Origin of the sequence: Saccharopolyspora hirsuta (assembly GCF_008630535.1) — a bacterium.
In the GTDB taxonomy this organism is placed as follows: Bacteria; Actinomycetota; Actinomycetes; order Mycobacteriales; family Pseudonocardiaceae; genus Saccharopolyspora; species Saccharopolyspora hirsuta.
Map to the genome: position 1 here is coordinate 436,411 of NZ_VWPH01000007.1, position 24,563 is coordinate 460,973.

At 71.8% G+C, this 24,563-nt stretch carries 22 protein-coding genes; 9 read left to right on the forward strand and 13 right to left on the reverse strand.

The window, feature by feature from the left end:
• Positions 1-367 precede the first annotated feature (367 nt).
• From F1721_RS17805 to F1721_RS17810, 3 genes are all read left to right on the forward strand, one after another.
• On the forward strand, positions 368-3,982 hold the full coding sequence (locus F1721_RS17805) for a multifunctional oxoglutarate decarboxylase/oxoglutarate dehydrogenase thiamine pyrophosphate-binding subunit/dihydrolipoyllysine-residue succinyltransferase subunit (protein ID WP_246155108.1): 3,615 nt from the start codon (positions 368-370) through the stop codon (positions 3,980-3,982).
• Positions 3,983-4,153: 171 nt separating this feature from the next.
• Positions 4,154-4,330: a DUF6104 family protein gene (locus F1721_RS34465; protein ID WP_093157878.1), complete on the forward strand. Its 177-nt coding sequence runs from the start codon at positions 4,154-4,156 to the stop codon at positions 4,328-4,330.
• Positions 4,331-4,557: 227 nt separating this feature from the next.
• Entirely contained in the window at positions 4,558-5,109 is a 552-nt protein-coding gene (locus F1721_RS17810) for a dihydrofolate reductase family protein (RefSeq protein WP_170301519.1), read from the forward strand.
• Positions 5,110-5,292: 183 nt separating this feature from the next.
• Here F1721_RS17810 and F1721_RS34470 read toward each other — a convergent pair whose 3' ends face one another.
• From F1721_RS34470 to F1721_RS17825, 3 genes are all read right to left on the reverse strand, one after another.
• Positions 5,293-5,931, reverse strand: a complete 639-nt coding sequence (locus F1721_RS34470; protein WP_170301520.1) for an antibiotic biosynthesis monooxygenase — start codon at positions 5,929-5,931, stop codon at positions 5,293-5,295.
• A gap of 84 nt (positions 5,932-6,015) precedes the next feature.
• A complete protein-coding gene (locus F1721_RS17820) occupies positions 6,016-6,978 on the reverse strand; it encodes a threonine/serine dehydratase (protein WP_150067813.1) in 963 nt (320 codons plus the stop codon).
• 25 nt (positions 6,979-7,003) lie between these two features.
• A complete protein-coding gene (locus F1721_RS17825) occupies positions 7,004-7,807 on the reverse strand; it encodes a 2OG-Fe(II)-dependent halogenase WelO5 family protein (protein ID WP_150067814.1) in 804 nt (267 codons plus the stop codon).
• Between the two features lie 317 nt (positions 7,808-8,124).
• On the opposite strand from F1721_RS17825, the gene tdh reads away from it, so the two are divergent.
• The 3 genes from tdh to F1721_RS17840 are packed head-to-tail and all read left to right on the forward strand — an operon-like array spanning position 8,125 to position 11,248.
• The gene (tdh, locus tag F1721_RS17830; RefSeq protein WP_150067815.1) at positions 8,125-9,165 is read left to right on the forward strand and encodes an L-threonine 3-dehydrogenase; all 1,041 of its coding nucleotides are present in this window, start codon (positions 8,125-8,127) and stop codon (positions 9,163-9,165) included.
• Positions 9,165-10,352: a glycine C-acetyltransferase gene (locus F1721_RS17835; protein WP_150067816.1), complete on the forward strand. Its 1,188-nt coding sequence runs from the start codon at positions 9,165-9,167 to the stop codon at positions 10,350-10,352. Before tdh ends, F1721_RS17835 begins: the two co-directional genes overlap by 1 nt.
• The gene (locus F1721_RS17840) at positions 10,349-11,248 is read left to right on the forward strand and encodes a LysR family transcriptional regulator (RefSeq protein ID WP_150067817.1); all 900 of its coding nucleotides are present in this window, start codon (positions 10,349-10,351) and stop codon (positions 11,246-11,248) included. The genes F1721_RS17835 and F1721_RS17840 overlap by 4 nt, the downstream gene beginning before the upstream one ends.
• A gap of 1 nt (position 11,249) precedes the next feature.
• Here F1721_RS17840 and F1721_RS17845 read toward each other — a convergent pair whose 3' ends face one another.
• The 3 genes from F1721_RS17845 to F1721_RS17855 form a co-directional block, all read right to left on the reverse strand.
• Complete coding sequence (locus F1721_RS17845; protein ID WP_150067818.1) at positions 11,250-11,933, reverse strand: DUF1028 domain-containing protein; 684 nt, start codon at positions 11,931-11,933, stop codon at positions 11,250-11,252.
• The gene (locus F1721_RS17850; RefSeq protein WP_150067819.1) at positions 11,930-12,358 is read right to left on the reverse strand and encodes a GreA/GreB family elongation factor; all 429 of its coding nucleotides are present in this window, start codon (positions 12,356-12,358) and stop codon (positions 11,930-11,932) included. Before F1721_RS17850 ends, F1721_RS17845 begins: the two co-directional genes overlap by 4 nt.
• A 400-nt stretch (positions 12,359-12,758) precedes the next feature.
• Complete coding sequence (locus tag F1721_RS17855) at positions 12,759-13,103, reverse strand: DoxX family protein (RefSeq protein ID WP_150067820.1); 345 nt, start codon at positions 13,101-13,103, stop codon at positions 12,759-12,761.
• 81 nt (positions 13,104-13,184) lie between these two features.
• On the opposite strand from F1721_RS17855, the gene F1721_RS17860 reads away from it, so the two are divergent.
• Entirely contained in the window at positions 13,185-14,084 is a 900-nt protein-coding gene (locus F1721_RS17860; RefSeq protein WP_150067821.1) for a LysR family transcriptional regulator, read from the forward strand.
• 155 nt (positions 14,085-14,239) lie between these two features.
• Here the strand turns inward: F1721_RS17860 and F1721_RS17865 are convergent, their stop codons facing one another.
• The 3 genes from F1721_RS17865 to F1721_RS17875 are packed head-to-tail and all read right to left on the reverse strand — an operon-like array spanning position 14,240 to position 17,228.
• Positions 14,240-15,199 (reverse strand): zinc-binding dehydrogenase, encoded by a 960-nt coding sequence (locus tag F1721_RS17865; protein ID WP_150067822.1) that lies wholly within the window; start codon positions 15,197-15,199, stop codon positions 14,240-14,242.
• Between the two features lie 56 nt (positions 15,200-15,255).
• Positions 15,256-15,807 carry a hypothetical protein gene (locus F1721_RS17870; protein ID WP_150067823.1) on the reverse strand — a complete coding sequence of 184 codons (552 nt, stop codon included), beginning with the start codon at positions 15,805-15,807 and terminating at the stop codon, positions 15,256-15,258.
• A complete protein-coding gene (locus tag F1721_RS17875; RefSeq protein WP_150067824.1) occupies positions 15,804-17,228 on the reverse strand; it encodes an FAD-dependent monooxygenase in 1,425 nt (474 codons plus the stop codon). Before F1721_RS17875 ends, F1721_RS17870 begins: the two co-directional genes overlap by 4 nt.
• Before the next feature lie 73 nt (positions 17,229-17,301).
• Here F1721_RS17875 and F1721_RS17880 point away from each other — a divergent pair, with 73 nt between their 5' ends.
• Together F1721_RS17880 and F1721_RS17885 are read left to right on the forward strand one after the other, a co-directional pair.
• Positions 17,302-17,925 carry a TetR family transcriptional regulator gene (locus F1721_RS17880; protein WP_150067825.1) on the forward strand — a complete coding sequence of 208 codons (624 nt, stop codon included), beginning with the start codon at positions 17,302-17,304 and terminating at the stop codon, positions 17,923-17,925.
• A gap of 155 nt (positions 17,926-18,080) precedes the next feature.
• Positions 18,081-19,073, forward strand: a complete 993-nt coding sequence (locus tag F1721_RS17885; RefSeq protein WP_150067826.1) for a type IV toxin-antitoxin system AbiEi family antitoxin domain-containing protein — start codon at positions 18,081-18,083, stop codon at positions 19,071-19,073.
• Between the two features lie 57 nt (positions 19,074-19,130).
• Here F1721_RS17885 and hutI read toward each other — a convergent pair whose 3' ends face one another.
• The 4 genes from hutI to hutU all read right to left on the reverse strand — a co-directional run bounded on the left by hutI (position 19,131) and on the right by hutU (position 24,557).
• On the reverse strand, positions 19,131-20,288 hold the full coding sequence (gene hutI, locus F1721_RS17890) for an imidazolonepropionase (protein WP_150067827.1): 1,158 nt from the start codon (positions 20,286-20,288) through the stop codon (positions 19,131-19,133).
• 33 nt (positions 20,289-20,321) lie between these two features.
• Positions 20,322-21,635 carry a formimidoylglutamate deiminase gene (locus F1721_RS17895; protein WP_150067828.1) on the reverse strand — a complete coding sequence of 438 codons (1,314 nt, stop codon included), beginning with the start codon at positions 21,633-21,635 and terminating at the stop codon, positions 20,322-20,324.
• Between the two features lie 3 nt (positions 21,636-21,638).
• Positions 21,639-22,841: an allantoate amidohydrolase gene (locus F1721_RS17900; protein ID WP_150067829.1), complete on the reverse strand. Its 1,203-nt coding sequence runs from the start codon at positions 22,839-22,841 to the stop codon at positions 21,639-21,641.
• 72 nt (positions 22,842-22,913) lie between these two features.
• Complete coding sequence (gene hutU / locus F1721_RS17905) at positions 22,914-24,557, reverse strand: urocanate hydratase (RefSeq protein WP_150067830.1); 1,644 nt, start codon at positions 24,555-24,557, stop codon at positions 22,914-22,916.
• Positions 24,558-24,563: the final 6 nt, after the last annotated feature.

Here is a 24,563-nt window from a genome sequence, read left to right on the forward strand (position 1 = left end):
TTCGGGAGAGTTGGCCACGGGTCGGGAACACAGCGTGTCGTTGAAACGTCATACTGGTGACGGGCGACAACCCAGATGGAGTACTAGCAAGCGACGCCAACCGCAAGTGAGGCATGCTACGTGCGGCCGTTGATCGTTCGCGTGAGCCGAACCGGGCTTAACCCCCGCAAGCTGGGCTTTCCTGATCGATTTTGTGACCGAGGTCGTCAGCCGAACGGCCGTCCTGTGTGTCAACCTCGCGAATCGGACCGCTAGCCTGGTACCCGAGTGTGTCTGTAAATCACGAGCATATGGATCGAGGCGAACGCCAGCCGTGTCCAGCAGCCCTGCGTCACAGTTCGGCCCCAATGAGTGGTTGATCGAGGAGATGTACGAGCAGTACCTCCAAGATCCCACTTCCGTAGACTCGGCGTGGCACGAATTCTTCGCCGACTACAAGCCGGGTCAGGCAGCCACCGACAACACCGCTGCTGCGGCCGCCGCTGCAGCGGCCCCGACCACCACGGCCACCGCGACGCGCGGCGCGGCCAACGGTCAGGTCACGCCAGCCGCACCCCCGGCGAGCAAGCCGACCGCCGCGCCCAAGCCGTCCCCGCAGCAGGCCGCGAAGGCCGCTCCGGTCAAGGAGCCGCAGGCCGCGGGCGAGGTCAAGACGCTGCGCGGTGCGGCGGCTGCGATCGCCAAGAACATGGACCAGTCGCTGACCGTGCCGACCGCGACGAGCGTGCGCGCGGTCCCGGCCAAGCTGCTGTTCGACAACCGCATCGTCATCAACAACCACCTGAAGCGGAACAAGGGCGGGAAGATCTCCTTCACCCACCTGATCGGCTACGCGCTGGTCCGGGCGATCAAGGACTTCCCGAACATGAACCGCCACTACGGCGAGGACGCCAAGGGCAAGCCCGCGGCCGTCACGCCGGAGCACGTCAACCTGGGCCTGGCCATCGACCTGCCGGGCAAGGACGGGTCGCGCAACCTCGTGGTCGCCTCCATCAAGGGCTGCGAGGAGATGACCTTCTACCAGTTCTGGCAGGCCTACGAGGACATCATCCGCAAGGCGCGCAGCAACTCGCTGACCGCGGACGACTTCGCGGGCACCACGATCTCGCTGACCAACCCCGGCCCGTCGGGCACCAACCACTCGGTGCCGCGGCTGACCAAGGGGCAGAGCGCGATCATCGGCGTCGGGGCGATGGACTACCCGGCCGAGTTCCAGGGCGCCAGCGAGAAGACCCTGGTCGACATGGGCATCAGCAAGATCGTGACGCTGACGTCCACCTACGACCACCGGGTCATCCAGGGCGCGGAGTCCGGTGACTTCCTGCGCAAGGTCCACCAGCTGCTGCTGGGCGAGGACGGCTTCTTCGACGACATCTTCGCGTCGCTGCGCATCCCGTACGAGCCGGTGCGCTGGACGCAGGACATCCCGGAGGGCGCGGTCGACAAGACCGCCCGGGTGCTGGAGCTGATCGACGCCTACCGCACCCGCGGTCACCTGATGGCCGACATCGACCCGCTGAACTACCGGCAGCGGCGGCACGAGGACCTCGACGTCCTGTCGCACAGCCTGACGCTGTGGGACCTGGACCGGGAGTTCGCCGTCGGCGGGTTCGCCGGCAAGGAGCACATGAAGCTCCGCGACGTGCTGGGCGTGCTGCGCGACTCCTACTGCCGCACCGTCGGCGTGGAGTACATGCACATCCTGGAGCCCGACGAGCGCGAGTGGCTGCAGCAGCGGGTCGAGAAGCCGCACACCAAGCCGGACCCGACCGAGCAGAAGTACATCCTGTCGAAGCTCAACGCGGCCGAGGCGTTCGAGACGTTCCTGCAGACCAAGTACGTCGGGCAGAAGCGGTTCTCGCTGGAGGGCGCGGAGACCGTGGTGCCGCTGCTGGACGCGGTGCTGGACACCTCCGCGGCGCACGGGCTCGACGAGGTCGTCATCGGCATGCCGCACCGCGGTCGGCTCAACGTGCTGGCCAACATCGTCGGCAAGCCGATCTCGCAGATCTTCCGGGAGTTCGAGGGCAACCTGGACCCGGGCCAGGCGCACGGCTCCGGTGACGTGAAGTACCACCTCGGCGCCGAGGGCAAGTACTTCCGGATGTTCGGCGACGGCGAGACCAAGGTGTCGCTGACCTCCAACCCGTCGCACCTGGAGGCCGTGGACCCGGTGCTGGAGGGCATCGTCCGCGCCAAGCAGGACATCCTGGACAAGGGCCAGGAGGGCTTCACCGTCCTGCCGGTGCTGCTGCACGGCGACGCCGCCTTCGCCGGTCAGGGCGTGGTGGCCGAGACGCTGAACCTGTCGCTGCTGCGGGGCTACCGCACCGGCGGCACGGTGCACGTGATCGTCAACAACCAGGTCGGCTACACCACCGCGCCGGAGCACTCGCGCTCCAGCAAGTACTGCACCGACGTGGCGAAGATGATCGGCGCCCCGGTGTTCCACGTCAACGGCGACGACCCTGAGGCCTGCGTGTGGGTCGCGAAGCTGGCCGTGGAGTACCGCCAGGCGTTCGGCAAGGACGTCGTGATCGACATGGTCTGCTACCGGCGCCGCGGTCACAACGAGGGCGACGACCCGTCGATGACCCAGCCGAAGATGTACGACGCGATCGACAAGATGCGCAGCGTCCGCAAGGTCTACACCGAGTCCCTGATCGGCCGCGGTGACATGACCGTCGAGGAGGCCGAGAAGGCGCTGAAGGACTACGCGGCGCAGCTGGAGCACGTGTTCAACGAGGTCCGCGAGCTGGAGAAGCACCCGCCGGCGCCGAGCCCGTCGGTGGAGTCCGAGCAGCAGGTGCCGCGCGGCCTGGCGACCGCGATCTCCCGGGAGACCGTGGAGCGCATCGCCGAGGCGCAGATCAACCTGCCCGAGGGCTTCACCCCGCACCCGCGGGTCAAGCCGGTGCTGGAGCGCCGCGCCAAGATGGGCCGCGAGGGCGGCATCGACTGGGCGTTCGGCGAGCTGCTGGCGTTCGGCTCGCTGGTGATGGAGGGCCGCCCGGTCCGCCTGACCGGTCAGGACAGCCGCCGCGGCACCTTCGGCCAGCGGCACTCGGTGCTGATCGACCGCAAGAACAACACCGAGTACACCCCGCTGCAGAACCTGTCGGAGGACCAGGCGAAGTACCTGGTGTACGACTCGGCGCTGTCGGAGTTCGCGGCGCTGGGCTTCGAGTACGGCTACTCGGTGGCCAACCCGGACGCCCTGGTGCTGTGGGAGGCGCAGTTCGGCGACTTCTTCAACGGCGCGCAGTCGATCATCGACGAGTTCATCTCGTCCGGTGAGGCCAAGTGGGGCCAGCGCTCCGACGTGGTCATGCTGCTGCCGCACGGCCACGAGGGCCAGGGCCCGGACCACACCTCCGGTCGCATCGAGCGCTGGCTGCAGCTGTGCGCCGAGGGCTCGATGACGGTGGCGATGCCGTCGACCCCGGCGAACTACTTCCACCTGCTGCGGCGGCACGCGCTGGACGGCATCCACCGCCCGCTGGTGGTGTTCACGCCGAAGTCGATGCTGCGGTTGAAGGCCGCGACCAGCCCGGTCGAGGACTTCACCGAGGGCAAGTTCACCTCGGTGATCGACGACCCGACGCAGCCGGACCCGGCCAACGTCCGCAAGCTCGTGCTGTGCACCGGCAAGCTCTACTACGAGCTGGCCGCGCACCGCGACAAGGAGGGCATCACCGACACCGCGATCGTCCGGCTGGAGCAGCTGTACCCGCTGCCGCACCGCAAGCTGGGCGCGCTGCTGGAGCGGTACCCGAACGCCACCGACATCCGGTGGACCCAGGAGGAGCCGGCCAACCAGGGTGCCTGGCCGTTCCTGGGCCTGGCGCTGCCGGAGCTGTTCCCGCAGCTGGTCGGCAAGCTCAAGCGGGTCTCGCGTCGTCCGATGGCCGCCCCGGCCACCGGTCTGGCCAAGGTCCACGAGGTCGAGCAGGCCGAGGTCGTGCGCAACGCCTTCGCCTGATCTGATCCACCCTTGAAGCGGGCCGTCGGTTCCCCGGAACCGGCGGCCCGCTTTCTCGTGCCGGGGGCGACGCGGTTCCCCCGCACTGCGCCGGGATCGCGTTTCGTACTCTTCTGTTCTGGCCAACCCTGATCCCACCGGCCAGAACGTGAAACCCCCTAGGAGGAAGCGGTGTACTTCACCGACCGCGGCATCGAGGAGCTGGAAGACCGTCGCGGTGACGACTCGGTCACCCTGTCGTGGGTAGCCGATCGGATGCGCGCCTTCGTCGACCAGAACCCCGAGTTCGAGGACGCCACCGAACGGCTGGCCACGTTCCTCGCCCGCGACGACGCCGACGACGAGTAGACGGCGCCAGCCGCTGTCGGATGAGCCCTGACCTGACCACGCGAGTGGGCGGCAGGGCTCTTTCCGCATCAGCGGGGCTTCGCGGTTCCCGCCCCGCGTCCGGCCGCTGCCGAGCGCTTCGCGAGATCGATTGCACAACGCGCGCGATCGTTGCTCCCGACCGATTGTGGTTTGCAATCAGTCGAACTCGGCTCCGCGGGCCGACGCGCAGCAGGAGACCGCCTCGCATGCGCAAGCTCGTCTCGTTCACCGGGATCAGCCTCGACGGCTACTACAAGCGCACCACCGGGGAGTTTGACTTCCCGCACGTCGACCAGAAGTTCTTCAACTTCTCCAACCGGCAGGACGCCTACATCGACACGCTGGTGTTCGGGCGCGAGACCTACGAGCACATGGCCGCGCACTGGCCGAACGCGACCGAGGGCGACCCCGAGGTCATCGAGTTCATGAACAGCGTGCCCAAGATCGCGGTGTCGTCGCCCCTGGAGCGGGCCGACTGGAACAACACGACGCTGGTCCGCCGCGACGACCTCGCCGCGACGCTCGGTGAGCTGAAGCACCGGCCGGGCAAGGAGATCGCGCTGTTCGGCAGCGTGCAGCTGACCGCGAGCCTGCTCGAGCTCGGGCTGGTGGACGAGCTGCGCGTGATCGTGTTCCCGGTCCTCCTCGGCGAAGGCGTCTCGGCGTTCCCGACGCTGGGCGGCCAGGTTCAGCTCGAACTCCTGCGGACCACGACCTTCCGGTCCGGCAACGTCCTGCTGGTCTACCGGCCTGCCTGACCGGGCCCGGCTCCGGTGACAGGAAGGTTCCCATGCTCACGACCCGGGACCACCGGTCCGCGGCAGCGGTGACAGGAAGGTTCCCTTCCTCGCGTGGCCGCCGAGATGGCAGGAAGGTGCCCTTCCTCGCCGACGGCTCGGCGCCGCAGGCCCGGCGGTGACAGGAAGGTTCCCTTCCTCACGTCACAGGTGGTGGCGGGTGAGGCTGCGGCGGAGCCGGTAGAGGTTGCCGGTGGGCTCGCCCGGGCCGTGGTTGGGGCTGGTGGCCGCGCTGCGCTCGTCGGCCCACTCCTCGTAGATCAGCACCCGGCTGCCGTCGGTGCTGATGTGGAAGTGCGCCGCCCGCAGGCCCGGCAGGAGGTCCGGCGGGGTTCCGAGCCGGGCCCGCGCCTCGGTCACCAGCCGCTCCGCGTGCTCGAACCCGTCGGTGTCCCGGGCGAACACCGCGATGATCTCGCCCTCCGGCCGGTCCGTGGCGGCGGTGCTGGCGCGCAGGCGGTACCTGACCAGTCCCGGCCGTTCGATGCCCGGGACCGCCTCGTCGATGCCGCGCACCAGGGTCGGCCGGTAGGTGCGCACGAACTCGCGGTGCGCTTCGTCGTCGGTCCACTGCGCGTAGTTCAGGACCGCCTCGCCGTCCAGGCTCACGAAGCAGTTCAGCGACAGGAAGGCGTCCGGCCGGGGCGCGACCTTCCACTCCTCGATCGTCGCGTCCACCGCGGCGCGCTGCCGCTCCGGCGTGCCCACCAGCCACGGGCTCACCAGGATCGTGCCGACGTCGGTTCGGGTGATGTCCGGCAACACGATGTGATCAGGGTTCATCGGGGGCTCCACGTGGTCGGCGACTGGTCGCGCCATCAGCTTCGAACCTCGACCTAGGTGGAGGTCAAGTCCGGCGGCGCCCGCTCAGCGCGCAGCGGCCAGGCCGGTGGGGTCTGTGTTGGCCCCGCACAGCACCACGCAGACCTTCTCGTCACCGCTGGGGCGATATCCGCGGTTGCGCGCGGTGCTCGTGAGCCCGGCCAGGGCCGTGGCGGCTCCGTGCTCAACGACGATGCGGTAGTGATCCCACAGCGCTTGGCGGGCGCGGATGATCTCGCTGTCCTCGACGAGCGCGGAACGCGCGTTGCTCTGCTGAGCGGCGTGCAGCGCCATTTCCGAGGTTCGCCGGGCGCCCAGGGCATCCGCGGCGATCGAGTCCACGGGGACGTCGACCGGGCAGCCTGCCTCCAGCGCGGCGTTCAGCGCCCGGCAGTTCTCCGGCTCGATCGCCACGGCCCGGATGCCGTGCTGCTGGGCGGCGGTGGCCACCCCGGCGAACAGACCACCGCCGCCCACCGCGACCACCGCGGTGTCCAGGTCCGGGAGCTGCCGGTGGATCTCCTCCAGCAACGTCCCCGCGCCCGCGGCGATCAGCGGGTGGTCGTAGGCGTGCGAGGCGAGGGCACCGGTCTCGGCGGCGAACTCCCGGCAAGCGGCGAGCGCTTCGGCGTAGTCCGCTCCGACCAGGCGCACATCTGCGCCGAACGAGCGCAGCTTCGCCACTTTCACCGCGGGCGCGTTCTCCGGGAGGAAGACCGTGGCCGTGATGCCCTGCTGCCGGGCGGCCCAGGAGCACGCCAGCCCGGCGTTCCCGCCGGAGGCGATCGTCACCCCGGCCTCGGGGAGGGCGTCGGCGTCGCGGTGCGCCTGGATGAAGTTCTGGGCACCGCGGGCCTTGAAGGAACCGGTGTGCTGCATGTGCTCCAGCGCCAGCCACAGCTCGCCGGGCCGCGCGGGCCAGTCGACCGCGGCGACGACGACGCGTCGGACGCGCCCGGCGATCCGCTCGGTGGCAGCTTCGACGTCGCCGTAGCTCAGGTGCCGCACCGGGGACCTCCCCTGCCGGAGGCGGTCATGACCAGGCGATGAGCTGACCGGTCGTGGTCAGGCCGAGGAAGAACGCGAAAGCCACGCGTCGCCCACCGGCGTTCGGCTCGACCGCGTGGAAGTGCGCCGGGTTGAACAGCAGGCCGTCGCCGATCTCCGGGCGCAGGCTCACGCGCTGGCAGTGCGCGACGGTCTCCGGTCCGTACCCGTACGCGTCGCGGTGCTCCTCGTCGGCCGGTTCCCAGCGGTGCCGCCACACCGTGGTCGCCCCGCCCTCCTCCGGGACCGCCACCCACGCGTTGAACGCGAGCTGGGCAACGATCTCCTGGTCGAACAGGCCGGTCGGGAACTCGCGGTTCAGGTCGTCGTAGTGGATCAGCGCACCGGTGTTGATCTCCCGGACGGTGCCGCCGAACACCGCCCGGCCACCGATCGCGGCCGGGGACACCGCAGCTCCCCAGACCTCGCCGAGCCGGGCGAGCGAGATCGCGATCGGGTCCGGGCGCACCCCCGCCCGGTGCCAGAGCGCTCGGGCGGCCTCCGCGTCGTGCCAGTACCGCTGGGCGTCCAGCGCACCGGCGTCGTCGCGGTAGTCGTTGAGCGCCGGGCCGAACCGGACGATCGGGGTGGCCACCCGGTCGGGGTCGTACTCGCCGGTGGGGAGCCGGTCCAGCACCCGGAGCGCCGTTCGACAGGTCTGGGCGTCGAGGAACCCGGGAACGCGGACGGCGGCGAGCGTGCCTGCGGCGAGGTTCGCCAGATGCCGATCGGTGAGGACCGCGGTGTTCACGACGGTGAACAGCGGGTCGAGCGCAGTGGTGCGGGTCATGTCGCCTCCGTGCGCAATCGCTTGCTGCCGCTGCGACAGCGGTACCCGCCCGCCGGGCGCACGACGCCCGAACGAATCGCCGAACGGCGCCGGTGACAGGAAGGTTCCCTTCCTCGCACCACCCCGCCGTCGCGGTGACAGGAAGGTTCCCTTCCTCGCACCACCCCGCCACCCCGGTGGCAGAAAGGTTCCCTTCCGCACCCCGTCCGGGTGGTTGTGCAGCGCTGCTAACCAGCCAGTGCAGAAAGTCGAGATGGACGGCCCGCCGGGGCCGGGCCAGACTCCGAGCTGATGCAGCCATCGAGAGCGGAGGAACCGTGCGCGCACTGGTGAAGACCTCGCCCGCGCCCGGCTTGGAGCTGGCGGACGTCCCGGACCCGACCCCGGGTCCCAACGACGTCGTGGTGCGCGTGCTGCGCACCGGGATCTGCGGAACGGACCTGCACATCGCGTCGTGGGACGAGTGGGCCGCGCGCACCGTGCCGACGCCGCTGGTGGTCGGGCACGAGTTCGCCGGGGAGGTGGTGGCCACCGGCAGCGCCGTCACCCGGGCCGCCGTCGGCGACTTCGTCAGCGGCGAGGGCCACCTGGTGTGCGGGAAGTGCCGCAACTGCCTGGCCGGGCGGCGGCACCTGTGCGCGAACACCAAGGGGCTCGGCGTGCACCACAACGGGGCGTTCGCCGAGTTCGCGGTGCTGCCCGAGCAGAACGTGTGGGTGCACCGCAGCGAGATCGACCCCGACGTGGCGGCGATCTTCGACCCGTTCGGCAACGCGGTGCACACCGCGCTCAGCTTCCCGGTGGTCGGCGAGGACGTGCTGATCACCGGTGCCGGGCCGATCGGGCTGATGGCCGCGAGCGTGGCCAAGCACGCGGGCGCCCGGCACGTGGTCATCACCGACGTCAGCGAGCACCGGCTGGAGCTGGCCCGGCGGATCGGCGTGGACCTGGCGGTGGACGTGTCCACCACGCGGCTCGCCGACGCGCAGCAGCAGCTGGACATGAGCGAGGGCTTCGACGTCGCGATGGAGGTGTCCGGCCAGCCCGACGCGCTGCGGGAGACCGTGGCGAACATGGCGCACGGCGGCCGGATCGCGATGCTCGGGCTGCCCGCCGCCGAGTTTCCGGTGGACTGGAGCGCGGTGGTGCTGAAGATGCTCACCGTCAAGGGCATCTACGGCCGCGAGATGTTCGAGACCTGGTACTCGATGTCGGTGCTGCTGGAGTCCGGGCTGGACCTGAGCCCGGTGATCACGCACCGCTTCCCGTACACCGAGCACGCCGAGGCGTTCGAGACGGCCCGCAGCGGGCGCTGCGGCAAGATCATCCTGGACTGGACAGCGAAAGGTTCCGCCTGATGTACACGATCGCCGAGGGGCTGCGCGCCGAGCTGGACGAGATCCGCGCCGCGGGCCTGTACAAGGACGAGCGGGTGCTGGAGTCGCCGCAGAAGGCCCGGGTGGGGGTCGCCGACGCGGAGGTGCTGAACTTCTGCGCGAACAACTACCTGGGGCTGGCCGACCACCCGGCGCTGCTGGCGGCCGCGGAGCAGGCGCTGTCGAAGTGGGGCTTCGGGATGGCCTCGGTGCGGTTCATCTGCGGCACGCAAGCCCCGCACAAGGAGCTGGAGCAGCGGCTGTCGCAGTTCCTGGGCACCGACGACACGATCCTGTACAGCTCGTGCTTCGACGCCAACGGCGGGCTGTTCGAGACGCTGCTGGACGAGCGGGACGCGGTGATCTCCGACGAGCTCAACCACGCGAGCATCATCGACGGGATCCGGCTGTGCAAGGCCCGCCGCGGCCGCTACCGCAACCGGGACATGGCCGACCTGGAGCGGCTGCTGGAGGAGCACGCCGACGCGCGGCGCAAGCTGATCGTCACCGACGGCGTGTTCTCGATGGACGGCTACCTGGCGCCGCTGGACGAGATCTGCGCGCTCGCCGAGAAGCACCAGGCGCTGGTCGTGGTGGACGACTCGCACGCGGTCGGCTTCACCGGTCCGACCGGCGCGGGCACACCCGAGCTGTTCGGGGTGACCGACAAGGTGGACGTGGTGACCGGCACGCTGGGCAAGGCGCTCGGCGGTGCCAGCGGCGGCTACGTGTCCGGGCGGGCGGAGATCGTGGAGCTGCTGCGGCAGCGGTCGCGCCCGTACCTGTTCTCGAACTCGCTGGCCCCGTCGATCGTGGCGGCGTCGCTGGCCGCGCTGGACCTGGTGGCCTCGCAGCCGGAGCTGCGGCAGCAGCTGCAGGACAACAGCGCCCTGTTCCGGCGGCGGATGACCGAGGAGGGCTTCGACCTGCTGCCCGGCGAGCACCCGATCATCCCGGTGATGATCGGCGACGCGGCCGAGGCGGCCCGGATGGCGGACCTGCTGCTGGACGAGGGCGTGTACGTGATCGGGTTCTCCTACCCGGTGGTGCCCAAGGGCAAGGCGCGCATCCGCACCCAGATGTCGGCGGCGCACACCCCCGCTGACGTGGAGCGGGCGGTGGCGGCGTTCGTCGCGGCCCGCGACCGGATGGTTAGCATCGACGGGTGATAGACCCGCGGCGGCTGCTGATCCTCCGCGCGCTCGCCGACCACGGCACGGTGCGCGCGGCGGCGGAGGCGCTCTACCTGACGCCGTCGGCGGTGTCGCAGCAGCTCACCGCGCTGGAGAACGAGGTCGGGCAGCCGCTGCTGGTGCGCCAGGGGCGGCGGGTCCGGCTGACCGCCGCCGGTGAGCTGCTGGTGGAGCACGCCAAGGCGGTGCTGGCCGAGCTGGAGCGGGCCGAGGCCAGCCTCGCGGCGTGCGCGGCGGGGACCGTGGGCACCGTGGAGGTGGCGTCGTTCGCCTCGGCCATCACGCAGGTGGTGGCCCCGGCGATCGTGTCGCTGCGCCGCCGCGCCCCGGACGTGCGGGTGCTGGTGCGCGACGCCGAGGCGCACAACAGCCTGATGATGCTGCTGGCCGGGGAGATCGACATCGCGATCTCGATGGAGTACACCTCCACGCTGCAGGCCGACGCGCGGCGGGTGACCCGCTTCCCGCTCTACGCCGAGCCGTTCGACGTCGTGCTCCCCCGCGATCACGCGCTCGCGGACGCGCCGGAGGTGGCGTTGGGCGAGCTGCGGGACGCGGAGTGGATAGCGCCGCTGCCGGGCAACCCGTGCCGCGCGGTGGCCCAGGTGTGCTGCGAGAACGCGGGTTTCGTGCCGACCATCACGCACACCTCCGACGACTTCCGCGCGGTCGAGGCGCTGGTGGCGGCGGGCACCGGGGTGGCTCTGGTGCCGCGCACCGCGATCTCCGGCGACCTCGGCGCGGTGTCGCGGCCGGTCGCGGGCAAGGCGCCCACCCGCCGCGTCTTCGCTGCCGTCCAGTGCGGGCGGGACGAGCACCCGCTGGTGCGCGTGGTGCTGGACGCGCTGCTGGAGCACCCCGGACCGGGGTGAGTCAGCCGAGCAGCTCGTCGAACCTGCCCAGCGGGTCGTCCCTGGTCGGCAGGGCCGCCACGAACGGCAGCAGCTCGCGCTTCGCGACCTCGTGGATCCGGCGCAGCTCGGCGACCGGTTCGGGGTGGTCGTCCACCCGCAGGTCCAGGTAGGGGTGCGGGGCGCCGTTGTTGACGTGCAGCGCGGCGCTCTGCTTCCCGCGCCGGTCGCCACCGGCCCGCTGACCGGCTTCGAGCGAGGCCAGCAGCCGTTCGTGCAGCGGTTCGCCCGCGGTCGCCTCGAACTGCTCGGCCATGACGTCCACCGTTCGCGCGTCGACGAGCATGTTGCCCGCGACGACGTAACCGCGCCCGACCCGGTGACCCCGCCACGGGTGGGTTTCCGGACCGGTGTGCGCGGCGGCGCGCCCGCGCCGGTCCACGACGATCACCTGGCGGGCGTCCGCCCCGGGATCCGCGGTGAGGAGCTCGCGGAGCGTCTCGTCGGCCGAGCGCGTCCGGAGCAGTTCCAGGCCGTCGATGCCGAGCAGCGGGTTGATCAGCGCTTGGGTCGCGATGGCACCGGCATCCGCGCGCACGTGCACGGCCAGCGATCCGATCGCGGGCATCCGGGTGCTGATCGCGACACCGGCGCCGTCGGCGTCGCACGCGGCGATCGAGAACGTGCCCGCGTACGGGCCTGTCACCGGCGGTGCTGCCCGTGGGGCACGGCCCGCACGAGCGTCACCTGCGCGGTGCCGCCGTTCGGGACGGTGTAGGTCCGCATCTCGCCCTGCTTGGCCCCGGACAGCGCCGCCCCGAGCGGTGATTCCGGCGAGTAGACGTCGAGGTCGTCGTCGGCGCCGCCGCGCGCACCGAGCAGGAACGTCTCGGTCTCGCCGTCGTCGAAGCGGACGGTGAGGACCATGCCGGGTTCGGCGATCCCGTCGTCCGGCGGGGTTTCGCCGACCACCGCGTCGCGCAGCAGCTCCTGGATCTCGCGGATGCGGGCGCGCCGCTGCCCGTCCTCGTCGCCCTCTCCCCCGGCGCGGCGGGCGAGCAGCTCGTCGAGCTCCGCGCGCAACCGGTCGTGGGCCTCCTGGGTCAGCCAGCGGGGTTGAGCAGTGGTCATCGGTTTCCTCGTGTTTCGATCGTTCGGTCGCAGGTCCTGCACGCGCTCGACTTCGCGTTTCGGGGGAATGGCGGGAATCCGCCGCTGCGGGATGCGCGGTCGGTGGCCGCGGGGCCGGGCGGGCGCTCAGCGGGAGGCGGTCTTCGCGTTCCGCGAGCTGCAGCGCATCGGCCGGGAGGTGCCGGACGGCCCTCTTCCGGGTACGAGCCGGTCACGACGAGCATGTGCGGTATCGCCGACCACGACCAGCCCTCCCGTGCCTCGACTCCGGCGTTCCAGACCGAGGATGGCCGAGGCGCGAGGTGCGCCCATTGTCGCGGCCGAACAAAAACCTGATCGAATTTGTCCGTTCCACCCAGCTGCCACCGCGCCGGATTGTGCTTTCGCGCGCGCGAGCGCCTCAGAGCGCGAGGACCAGCGTTGCGACGGCGAAGGCCAGGAACAGCCCGGGACCGACGATCGTGAGGTACTCGCCGACGCGCACGTGGGCGATGACGGCACCGATGAAGAACAGCACGAGCCCGACCGCCGCGGCCACCCCGATGAGCGGGACGCCCAGCAGCCCGAGCAGGAGCCCCAGCGCCCCGGCGGCTTTGAGCGAGCCGAGCACCGGCAGCCACGACTCGGGGACCTGCACCGCCGCCGAGTTGGCGAGCACGAACTTCGCCTTGGCCAGGTCCGCGACCGCGATTCCGGCGTTGAGCAGGATCGTGGTGGACGTGACGAGCACGTGAGCGGTGAGCACGGGACCCCCTCCTCCTTGACGTCAACCAGCCTTGCCCCGCTCCCACCTTGTGTCCAATATCTGCATCTATAACCTGACGGCATGGATGTCGACACGCGGCTGCTGCGCTACTTCGCGGCGGTGGCGGAGGCGGGCAGCCTGACCCGCGCCGCGGAGCTCCTGTACGTCTCGCAGCCCGCGTTGACCAAGCAGATCAAGCAGCTGGAGGCGCTGCTCGGCGTCCAGCTGTTCACGCGCTCCCGCACCGGCATGGCGCTCACCGAACCTGGGCGCGCGCTGGCCGCTCGGGTGCCCGGACTGCTGGCCGAGTGGGACGAAGCGCTGCGCGAAACCCGGAGCACGGCCAGCAGAGCCGCGCGCGTGCTGCGCGTCGGGTTCCTCGCCAGCGCCGCCAACGAGGCGACGCAGGAGATCGTCGCAGCCTTCGGGCGGCTGCGCCCCGGCTGGCGGGTCGACATGCGGCAGGCGTCCTGGTCGAACCCGACCGCCGGACTCGCCGACGGCGACGTCGACGTGGGCCTGCTGCGGCTGCCGTTCCCCGGCCAGGAGGCGCTGCGGGTCGCGGTCCTGCTCACCGAACCCCGCTGGGTGGCGCTGCCCTCGACGCACCCGCTCGCCTCGCGCGAGGTGATCGCGTTCGACGACCTGCGGGACGAGCCGTTCGTGGCCGCCCCCGAGGAAACCGGCTGGTGGCGGGACCACTGGCTGGCCGTCGAGGAGCGCGGCGGCCACCCGGTCCGCATCGGCGCGGTCACCGACCAGCCGGACGCCTGGCTCAGCGCGATCGCCAACGGCTACGGCGTGGCGCTCGCCCCGGAGTCCTCCGCCCGCTTCTACGCGCGCCCCGGCGTCACCTACCGTCCGGTCACCGGCGTCGGCCCGAGCCAGGTCGGCGTCGCCTGGGCACCGGCCGACGACACCAACCCGGTCGTCCAGGACTTCGTCCGCTGCTGCCTCGACCACACCCCCGGAGCGGCCTGAGCCGGTGACGTGTGGAAGGGAACCTTCCTACCACCAGCCCCCTGCGCCACGCACCCGAACCGAGTTGGGCCGCCCGCCACCTCGAAGCAAGGGAACCTTCCTGTCACCGGCACCGCGACGTGACCATGGGAACCTTCCTGCCACCCGCGCTTCGGTCAGGCGAGCAGCAGGGTTCGGCCTGGGGTGGTGCGGGCTTCGACTGCGGCGTGGGCGTCGGCCGCGCGCTCCAGCGGGAAGGTCTGGCCGATGGTCGGGGTGATTCGTCCGGCCGCGGCGGCCGCCAGGATCCGTTCGGTCAGCGGTCGCTTCTGCTCCGGCGTCGGTTGCGCGTCGAGCCCGATCACGGTCAGCTCGCGCCGCTGCGCGTCCGCTCGGTCGTGCTCGGCGAACCCGCCGCTGGCCGCGCCGAAGGTGAAGATCCGGGCGCGGTCGTCGACGATGTCGAAAGCGGCGCTGCCGACCGGCCCGCCCACGCCGTCGAGGACGACGTCGAACCCACCGGTCAGCTCGTGCGCTCGCCCGGCCCAGCCCGGGTCGGTGGGGTCCAGCGCGTCCGCGCCGAAGGACCGCACCAGGTCCAGCTTCGCCGCACCCCGCGCGAGGCCGACGACGCGGGCCCCGGCGGCCCGCGCGAGCTGCACCAGCAGCGATCCCGCTCCCCCGGCAGCGCTGGTGATCAGCACCTGTTCGCCAGGCCGGATCCGAGCGGTTTCGGCCAGCCACAGCGCGGTGGTGCCGTCGTGCAGCAGCGACGCCGCTTCCGGCAGGCCCAACCCGTCCGGCACCACGACGAGCGCCTCAGCATCGACGACGACCAGTTCGGCGCAGGTCCCGCCCGAGGTGTGCGCGGCGGCGACCCGCCTCCCCCTCCAGGACGGGTCGACGTCCGCACCGACGGCGACGACCTCACCCGCCACCCCGTCCCCCGGCACGTAAGGCGGCGCGGTCCCGAAGAACTCCGCACCCCAGCCCTGGCGCAGCTGGGTGTCCAGGAACAGGACGTCCACCGCCGACGTCCGGACCAGCACCTGGCCAGGCCCCGGCGAGGGGTCGGCGGTCTCGACCACCGACAGCACCTCCGGTCCGCCGAACTCCGTCACTTCGACCGCGCGCATCGCGAATCCTCCTCAGCAGGTTGGGAATCACCCTCCGATCTCGACTTAACTCGAAGTCAAGCACCGGCGCGGAACCGGATCGCCATGCGTTGCGCGTACCAGCGGGTGAACGCCGCGGGCACGGCGAATCCGGCGATCTTGATCGCCAGCACCCAGCCGGTCGCGGTCGGCGCGTCGTGCAGGAGGACCGCGAGAGCGACAGCGGCGAGCGCGAACGCCGCCGCCCACACCGCGGTCAGCACCACGTTCGCGCGGTGGAACTCCGGCCGGTCCCACACCTGCGACGGAGCGCGCCGCCGCGCGATGGCCAGCGTGAACGGGTGGCCGACCAGGAGCGATCCGCCTGCGGTCAGCGCCAGCCAGGCGTCGACCAGGACCGGGCCGCAGCGCACCGCCGGATTCCCCGCGAATACCGGGGAGAACCCGGCGGCCAACGCGAAGAACACCACCGCGCTGGCCGGGATCACCAACTCGCCCCAAGCCCGCCCCGCGCGGCGCTCCACGAACAGCACAGCAGCGGCGATCAGCAGGCCGACGAGCGCCCCGCAGTGCCAGGCGGAGCTCGTCGCGACCAAGGCGTAGCCGATCCAGGGCAGGAATCCGATCATCGCGCGCTCCTCGCAACCGGGGCGGGAGCGCCGAACTGCTCGCGGAGCACGTCGGCCAGCGCGCCGTCGCCGAACCAGCAGGCCGTCGCGTCCGGCCGGAGCAGCAGCGAAGGATAGTCCACTTCGGACTTCGCGCGGACCACGTCGACGCGGTCGGCCCAGCCCTCGGGGACTTCCAGCGAGCCGGTCAGGTCCAGCAGGAGCCCGCGGCCGGAGCGCAGCAGTTCGGCCAGCCGCACCGGGCCCTCGTCGGTGACCAGGTCGAGGTCGGGCACCCTCCCCGCGGCGTCCAGGCCGGACATCATGCCCGCGAGGTGGCGGTTGGTGTCGGGCAGTCTCATCAGGTCGGTGAAGATCTCGCGCAGCGCCACCACGTCCTCGCTCGCACGCACGTCGGCCAGCACCCGCTGCGCCGAGGTGTGGTGCAGCACGCGGGCAGCCGCCGGGTGCCGCTCGGCGTGGTAGCTGTCGAGCAATCCCTCGGGCGCCCAACCGGCCACGGTCGCGGCGAGCTTCCACCCGAGGTTGATCGCGTCCTGCATGCCCAGGTTCAGGCCCTGCCCGCCGAGCGGCGGATGGATGTGCGCGGCATCGCCCGCGAACAGCACGCGCCCGGACCGGTACTGCTCCACCTGCCGGGTCGCGTCGCTGAACCGCGAGGACGTCAGCACTTCCGCGAGCCGGGTGGGCGGGTCGTAGATCGCGGTCAGCGCGCGCTGCACGCCTTCCGGGCTCGGATCGGCCTCTTCCGCGCTGCCGCAGGTGAACCGGTACCGGTCACCGCCGAGCGGCACGAGCACCCCCCAGAAGCCACCGCCCTCCCGAGTCATGCTGCTGAAGTGCCCGATGGTGGAGGGCACCGAATCCGATGCGGCGGAAAGCCGGATCTCCGCCAGCACCGCCCGATAGCTGCCGGGGCGCCCGGGGAAGGGAACGCCGAGCAGCTTCCGCACGGTGCTGTGCGCGCCGTCGCAGGCGACGACGTACTGAGCTCTCAACGTTGCGCTGCCAGCGATCACCGTCACCCCGGTCTCGTCGGGCTCGATCCCGGTCACCGGGTGGCCGCGCAACACCTGCGCGCCTTTCGCCACCGCCGCGTCCTCCAGCACCTCTTCGAACTCCCACTGCGGGATCGGGATCGGATGCGGGGTTCTGGTGCGCCAGGGCGTGCAGTCCAGCGGGACCGGCAAGGTCGCGAAGTGGCCGCCGACCTCGGCCCGCGGCAGGGCCCTCGCCAGCACGGCGTCCAGCAGGCCCCGGGCGTCCAGCAGTTCGGCCGTGCGGGGTTGCACGGTTCCACCTTTGGTCTGCTCGATGCGTTTGGACCGCTCCTCCACGACCGCGGTCCGCACCCCGGCCAGGGCCAGCTCGTGCGCGAGCGCCAATCCGGTCGGGCCCGCTCCGACGACCAGGACGTCCATGAAGTCCTCCTCAGTGCAAAAGTAGACTGAGTGCAATATAGGCCTGAGTGCAAGAGCGGTCTAGACTGCGGGGGTGGACCAGCACCTCGGGCTCCGCGAGCGGAAGAAGCAGCGCACTCGCGAGACCATCTCGAACACGGCGATCGCGCTGTTCATCGAGCACGGCTTCGACCCGGTGTCGATCACGCAGGTCGCGGACGCCGCCGAGGTCTCGCGCCGCACCCTGTTCAGCTACTTCCCCGCCAAGGAAGACCTCGTGGTGCACCGCTTCGCCGACCACGAGGACGAGAGCGCCCGCGTGGTGCGCGCCCGCCCTGCCGACCAAACCCCGCTGGACGCGCTGCGCGCGAACTTCCTGGACGGGCTGCGCCGCCACGACCCGATCACGGGGATCAGCGACAACCCCGAGGTCATCGCGATCTACGAGCTGATCCTGGACACGCCCGCGCTCTACGCACGGATCGTCAGGTTCTTCGAGAACAGCGAACGCATGCTGGTGGCCGCCCTGCGCGAGACCGACGACCTGCCCGAGCTGACCGCCCGGCTCATCGCGGCCCAGATCAGCGCCGTGCAGCGAACCCTCGCGCTGGACAACTTCCGCCGCGCGGTCGCAGGCACGACCGCGGCCGACGCCTACCCGGACGCGCTCGCCGCCGCCGAACTCGGCTTCAACCAGCTGCGCGACGGCCTGGGCTGACGCTCGTGAGCGGCGATGGTCGTTCTTAGCTCCATCGCCGCTCACGAGTTCTGATCCCACGTCCGAGTCAGCACAGTTGTCCACAGTGGGCACGGTTGTCCACAGATTCCCCCGAACCCCTGGCACCAACGGCATTTCGCCTGAACCTTGGGGTCATGTCGAAGAATCCGAAGTGGTCCGTCCAGAGCATCAGCACGCACGAGGACCGCGAGAGGTGGCGGAAGCTCATCGATGCGCAGTCCGGAGTGGTGAGCACCTCCCAACTCGCCGATCTCGGCGTGTCCCGAAGTGCGCTCCGGGCCCAACTAGCCGCTCAGCGGTGGCAACGCGTCCTACCCGCCGTGTACGCAGTCTTCACCGGCCCGCTGCCGAGGTCGGCCTTGATCTCGGCCGCGCTGCTGTACGGCGGGCCGTGGGCGGTGCTCAGCCACCGCACCGCAGCTGAGGAGTGGGGAATGCTCCCGATCGGTGCGGATCCCCCGGTGCACATCACGGTGCCGTACGGCTGTTCTGCGGTCTCGCAGCCGCCGATCGTCCAGGTCCACCGCTCGCGCGCGTACAAGTACCTGGTCGCACCGTCGGACCCGCCCCGCACGAATCGCGAGGACACCGTCATCGACGTGGCAGCGGGCGAGGCATCGCCGGAGCAAGCGCGCAACACGTTCATCCAGCTCGTCGGCTCGAACCGGATCCCGATCTCGCGAGTGCACGACCAGCTCGAGCGCAGACCGCCGTTCCGCCACGGAAAGGTGTTGAAGAACGCGTTGGACATGATGCTCGGAGGCGCGGTCTCAGCGCTGGAGGCCGAGTACCTGCTCCAGGTCGAGCGTGCGCACTGCCTGCCCACCGGGCTGCGCCAGGTGCCGTTCGACGTCGACGGGATCGTGCTCTGGGAGGACGTGGCGTACGACTCGGCGGGAGCGCGGCTCACCGTTCGCCTCGACGGCCGCGAGTTCCACGCCACGAACCGGATCGCCTTCCGGGACCGGCGTCGGGACAACGCCGCCGAGCTGGCGGGTCGCGCGCGGCTGGTCTACGGCTGGCAGGAGGTCCACGGCGCCCCGTGCGATGTCGCGGCAGAGGTGGCCGAGGTCCTCCGGCGCGAAGGCTGGCGCGGCAGAGCCGAATCCTGCCCCCGCTGCGGGTAACCGCCCTCGTGAGCGGCGATGGCCGTGCTTACCGCCATCGCCGCTCACGAGTTCTGATCAGCGGATTCGCTCGCCCTTCCGCCAGACGGCCCGGGTGAGCGGGACTCCCGGGCGGTAGGCGAGCCAGGTGGTGCTCGGCGCTTCCAGGACGTGGACGTCCGCGCGGGCTCCTTCGCGGAGGACGCCGACCGCGCCTTCGCCGGAGTCGCGGCGCAGGGCCTTGGCTCCGCCCAGGGTGGCCGCGCGGACCGCTTCCTCGACGGTCATCCGCATCTGCAGGACCGCCGTGGTCACGCAGAAGGCCATGGACGAGGTGTAGGACGAGCCGGGGTTGCAGTTGGCGGCCAGGGCGACCGTCGCACCCGCGTCGAGCAGCGCCCGGGCGTCCGGGAGCGGTTGGCGGGTCGAGAGATCGCAGGCGGGCAGGAGGGTCGCGACCGTGTCCGAGCCCGCCAGCGCGTCCACATCGGACTCGTCCAGGTAGGTGCAGTGGTCCACGCTGGCCGCGCCGAGCTCGACGGCCAGCTGCACGCCGGGCCCCTGCTGGAGCTGGTTGCCGTGCACCCGCAGGCCGAGGCCGCGCGCCTTCGCCGCCTCCAGGACACGCCGGGACTGGTCGGCGTCGAACGCGCCGTGCTCGCAGAAGACGTCGCACCAGCCCACGTGCGGGGCCACCGCGTCGAGCATCTCCCCGCACACCAGGTCCACGTAGCTGTCCGCGTCCTCGCCCGGCGGCACCAGGTGCGCGCCGAGGAAGGTGACCTCGTCGGCCGCGGCGGCGACCTTCGCCGAGCGCAGCTCGTCGGCGACCGTCAGGCCGTAGCCGGTCTTGGTCTCCATGCAGGTGGTGCCCTGGGCGGCGGCTTCGTCGAGGTGGGCGCGCAGGTTCGCGGCCAGCTCCTCGTCGGTGGCCGCGCGGGTGGCGCCGACGGTGACCGCGATCCCGCCCGCCTGGTAGGGCTTTCCGGCCATGCGGGCGGCGAACTCGGCCGTGCGGTCCCCGGCGAACACCAGGTGGCTGTGGCTGTCGACCCAGCCGGGCAGGACCGCGCGGCCTTCGACGTCGACCCGCTCGTCGGCGGCCGGGGCGTCCGATGCGGACCCGACCCAGGCGATCCGGTCGCCGTCCAGGACCAGGGCGGCGTCGGTGAGCGTGCCCAGCGCGTCGTCGTTGGTGGTCAGCTCGCCGATCCCGGTAATAACAGTGGTTGCCATCGCTTGCTGGTCCTTGCTCCTAGTACGTTCGGTTCATCGGGGTTTGCGCAGGTCGGCGATCGCGTCGCGGAGCTCCCGCGCGGCGTCGACCGCGCGGTGCGCCCGGTCGCGCACGATCCGCTCGCCGTCCACGACCACCTCCCGCACGTCGCCTGCGCGCGCGACGGCCGGGACGGCATCGGGGGCGGCCCCGGCCAGGCGGGGCGAGCCGAGGTCGACCGCGACGAAGTCGGCGCGGGCCCCGACCTCCAGCCGCCCGGCGTCGGTCCAGCCGAGGGACCGGTGACCGGCTTCGGCCGCCACGTCGAGCAGTTCCCCGGCGGTGAAGTGGCCGCGGGTCTCGGTGGCCAGCCGCTGGTAGGACTCGATCGCCTGGGCTTCGGCGAGCGGGTCGATCACCGAGTGCCCGTCGCTGCCGATCGACAGCGGGCTCCCGGCGACCCGCAGCTCCGGCGCGGGCCCGATGCCGTCGGCCAGGTCCGCCTCGGTCGTCGGGCACAGGCACACCCCGGTGCCGCTGCCGCCCAGCAGCGCCACGTCGCCCGCGGCCAGGTGGGTCGCGTGGACGGCGGTGACGTCCGGGCCGAGCGCGCCGCGGGAGTCCAGCAGCTGCGTCGGGGTGCAGCCGTGCGCGGCGAGGCAGGCCTCGTTCTCCGCGCGCTGCTCGGAGAGGTGGACGTGCAAGGGCTTGTGCCGCGCCCACTCGACGACTTCCGGGATCGCCTCGCCCGGCACCGCGCGGACAGAGTGCACTGCGGCACCGAGCCGAGCCCGCTCACCATCCACAGTGAACTGGTCCACTCTGGACACCCAGCCCGCCGCGTCGCCGTCGGAGAACCGCAGCTGCACGCCTTCCAGCTCGCGGCCGAAACCGCCTGCCAGATAACAGGTGTCCAGCAGCGTGATCCGGATTCCCGCGTCCCGCGCGGCCTGCACCAAAGCCTCGCCCATCGCGTTCGGGTCGGCGTAGCGGGTTCCGCCCGCGGCGTGGTGCAGGTAGTGGAACTCGCCGACGCAGGTGATCCCGGCCAGCGCCATCTCCGCGTACACGCCGCGGGCGAGGCGGTAGTAGCTGTCCGGTTCCAGCGCCGCCGCCACCTGGTACATCTGCTCGCGCCAGGTCCAGAAGGTGCCGCGGTCGCCGGTCTGCCAGCCCCGCAGCGCCCGGTGGAAGGCGTGCGAGTGCGCGTTGGCCAGCCCCGGCAGCACCATGCCCGGCAGCTGCTCGGCGTCCCCGGCCGGGACGTCGACCGCCACCGCGGTGATCCGGCCCCGCTCGACTTCGAACCGCACGCCCGGCCGCGGCCCCTGCGGCAGCCAGGCCCACTCGCACCAGAACGTCGCCATCGCTCAGCCCGCCAGGTGTTCCAGGACGCGGGCGAGCGCGTGCGCGCCCTCGGTGCAGTCGTCGTCCTCGGCGTGCTCCTCCGGGGCGTGGCTGACGCCGGTCGGGTTGCGCACGAACAGCATCGCGGTCGGCACCTCGGCGGCGAGGACGCCCGCGTCGTGCCCGGCCCCGGTGGCCAGCGCGGGCGCGTCGTCCAGCAGCGCGCTGAGCCGGTCGCGGAACGCCGGGTCGAAGTGCACGGTGTCGCCGTAGGACTCCTCCGCGACGTCCACCTGGCACCCCTCGGCCGCGGCGAACTCCTGCGCCGCGGCGGTCAGGTCCGCCACCATCGACCGGGTTCCGGCGTCCTGCGGCGACCGCGCGTCCAACCAGACGTCCACAGTGGACGCGATGACGTTGGTGCCGCCCGGCGTCGGCACCAGCCTGCCCACCGTGGCCCGGCCGTCGGCCACCGCCCCGGCGGCGCGGCGCGCCGCCACCACCAGCTCGGCGGCGGGCAGCATCGGATCCCGCCGGTCGGACAGCAGCGTCGCGCCCGCGTGGTTGCCCTGGCCGCTGAACCGGAACCGCCACCTGCCGTGCGCCAGGATCGAGGACGCCACCGCGATCGGCCGGTCCAGGTCGATCAGCCCGCGCCCCTGCTCCACGTGCAGCTCGACGAACTGCCCGATGCGCCGCAGGGCTTCCTCGTCCCGCCCCACCCGGGACGGGTCCGCCCCGAAGGAGCTCATCGCCTCGGCGAAGGTCACGCCGCTCGGATCGCGCAGCGCGCGGGCCCGGTCGGCGTCGATGGTCCCGGCCAGCAGCCGCGAACCCAGGCACGGCACCCCGAACCGGCCGCCCTCCTCCTCGGCGAACACCACCACGGCCAGCGGCCGCCGCGGGCGGAAACCCCGCTCCTGCAGCAGGTCCACGGCGCTCAGCGCGCTGACCACGCCCAGCGGCCCGTCGAAGGCGCCGCCACCGGGCACCGAGTCGAGGTGGCTGCCGGTCACGACCGCGTCGTCGCCGGGCTCACCCCACCACGCCCAGATGTTGGCGTTGCGGTCGGTGGTGACCTGAAGACCGCGGGCCTCGGCCTGCTCCACGAACCACTCGCGCAGCTGCCGCTCGGCGTCGTCGAAGACGTGCCGGGAGAACCCGCCCCGCCGCCGGTCCGCGCCCACCCCGTCGATCGCCGCCAACAGCGCACCAGGTGAAACCACTTCGACTCCTTCCTGCTCGGGATCCCGCGCGCACTTTCCGGGGCTACAGCACCAGAAAGTGCGCACGGACGGTCACACCAGCGGCGTCCGGACACCGCGCTCCGCCGCGACCTGCTCCGCTCGGGGGTAGCCCGCGTCGACGTGGCGGATCACCCCCATGCCCGGGTCGTTGGTCAGCACCCGCGCCAGCTTGCGCCCGGCCAGCTCCGTGCCGTCGGCGACGGTGACCTGACCGGCGTGCAGCGAGCGCCCCATGCCGACCCCGCCGCCGTGGTGCAGCGACACCCACGTCGCCCCGGAGGCCGTGTTGACCAGCGCGTTCAGCAGCGGCCAGTCCGCCACCGCGTCCGAACTGTCGGCCATCGCCTCGGTCTCCCGGTACGGCGAGGCCACCGACCCGCAGTCCAGGTGGTCGCGGCCCAGCACCACCGGCGCCTTGAGCTCGCCGGAGGCCACCATCTCGTTGAACCGCTCCCCGGCCTTCGCGCGCTCCCCGTAGCCGAGCCAGCAGATCCGCGCCGGGAGCCCCTGGAACGACACCTTCTCCCCGGCCATCCGGATCCACCGGGCCAGGTGCTCGTCCTCGCCGAACAGCTCCAGGACCGCCCGGTCGGTCGCGGCGATGTCGGCCGGGTCCCCGGACAGCGCCGCCCACCGGAACGGGCCCTTGCCCTCGCAGAACAGCGGCCGGATGTAGGCGGGCACGAACCCGGGGTAGGCGAACGCCCGCTCGTACCCGGCGAGCTGGGCCTCGCCGCGCAGCGAGTTGCCGTAGTCGAACACCTCCGCACCGGCGTCGAGGAACCCGACCATCGCCGCCACGTGCTCGGCCATCGACTCGCGGGCCCGCTCGGTGAACTCCTCGGGCTTGGCCGCCGCGTAGTCGGCCCAGTCCTCCAGCGCGACGCCCAGCGGCAGGTAGGACAGCGGGTCGTGCGCGGAGGTCTGGTCGGTGACGATGTCCACCGGCACCCCGCGCCGCAGGACCTCCGGCAGCACCTCGGCCGCGTTGCCGATCACCGCCACCGAGTACGCGCGCCGCTGCTCCTTGGCGGCCACCGCCTTGGCGATCGCGTCGTCGAGGTCCGCGGCCACCTCGTCGAGGTAGTGGTGCCGGACGCGGCGGTGCGCCCGCTCCGGGTCGCACTCCACGACCAGCGCCACACCGCCGTTCATGGTCACCGCCAGCGGCTGCGCGCCGCCCATCCCGCCGAGACCGGCGGTGAGGGTCAACGTGCCCGCCAGCGATCCGCCGAACCGCTTGGCGGCGACGGCGCCGAACGTCTCGTAGGTGCCCTGCAGGATGCCCTGCGTGCCGATGTAGATCCACGACCCGGCGGTCATCTGCCCGTACATCATCAGGCCGAGCGCGTCGAGGCGGCGGAACTCGTCCCAGTTCGCCCAGTCGCCGACCAGGTTGGAGTTGGCGATCAGCACCCGCGGGGCCCACTCGTGGGTCTGCAGCACCCCGACCGGTTTGCCCGACTGCACCAGCAGCGTCTCGTCCTCGCGCAGGTCGGTCAGCTCCCGCACGATCGCGTCGAAGCACGCCCAGTTCCGCGCGGCCTTCCCGGTGCCGCCGTAGACCACCAGGTCGTCGGGCCGCTCGGCGACCTCGGGATCGAGGTTGTTCTGCAGCATCCGCAGCGGTGCCTCGGTGCTCCAGCTGCGCGCGGTCAGTGTCGTGCCGCGCGGGGCACGCACAGGTCGGCTCATGACACC

Excerpts from the sequence above, each read along its gene's own strand:
- F1721_RS17825 (WP_150067814.1), bottom strand. The coding sequence starts at position 7,807 with ATGACCCGCACCACTGCGCTCGACCCGCTGTTCACCGTCGTGAACACC.
- F1721_RS17885 (WP_150067826.1), top strand. The coding sequence starts at position 18,081 with ATGTCGAAGAATCCGAAGTGGTCCGTCCAGAGCATCAGCACGCACGAG.
- F1721_RS17835 (WP_150067816.1), top strand. The coding sequence starts at position 9,165 with ATGTACACGATCGCCGAGGGGCTGCGCGCCGAGCTGGACGAGATCCGC.
- F1721_RS17895 (WP_150067828.1), bottom strand. The coding sequence starts at position 21,635 with ATGGCGACGTTCTGGTGCGAGTGGGCCTGGCTGCCGCAGGGGCCGCGG.
- F1721_RS17870 (WP_150067823.1), bottom strand. The coding sequence starts at position 15,807 with ATGATCGGATTCCTGCCCTGGATCGGCTACGCCTTGGTCGCGACGAGC.
- F1721_RS17860 (WP_150067821.1), top strand. The coding sequence starts at position 13,185 with ATGGATGTCGACACGCGGCTGCTGCGCTACTTCGCGGCGGTGGCGGAG.
- F1721_RS17875 (WP_150067824.1), bottom strand. The coding sequence starts at position 17,228 with ATGGACGTCCTGGTCGTCGGAGCGGGCCCGACCGGATTGGCGCTCGCG.
- hutI (WP_150067827.1), bottom strand. The coding sequence starts at position 20,288 with ATGGCAACCACTGTTATTACCGGGATCGGCGAGCTGACCACCAACGAC.
- F1721_RS17850 (WP_150067819.1), bottom strand. The coding sequence starts at position 12,358 with ATGACCACTGCTCAACCCCGCTGGCTGACCCAGGAGGCCCACGACCGG.
- hutU (WP_150067830.1), bottom strand. The coding sequence starts at position 24,557 with ATGAGCCGACCTGTGCGTGCCCCGCGCGGCACGACACTGACCGCGCGC.
- F1721_RS17805 (WP_246155108.1), top strand. The coding sequence starts at position 368 with ATGTACGAGCAGTACCTCCAAGATCCCACTTCCGTAGACTCGGCGTGG.
- F1721_RS34470 (WP_170301520.1), bottom strand. The coding sequence starts at position 5,931 with ATGAACCCTGATCACATCGTGTTGCCGGACATCACCCGAACCGACGTC.
- F1721_RS17865 (WP_150067822.1), bottom strand. The coding sequence starts at position 15,199 with ATGCGCGCGGTCGAAGTGACGGAGTTCGGCGGACCGGAGGTGCTGTCG.
- F1721_RS17810 (WP_170301519.1), top strand. The coding sequence starts at position 4,558 with ATGCGCAAGCTCGTCTCGTTCACCGGGATCAGCCTCGACGGCTACTAC.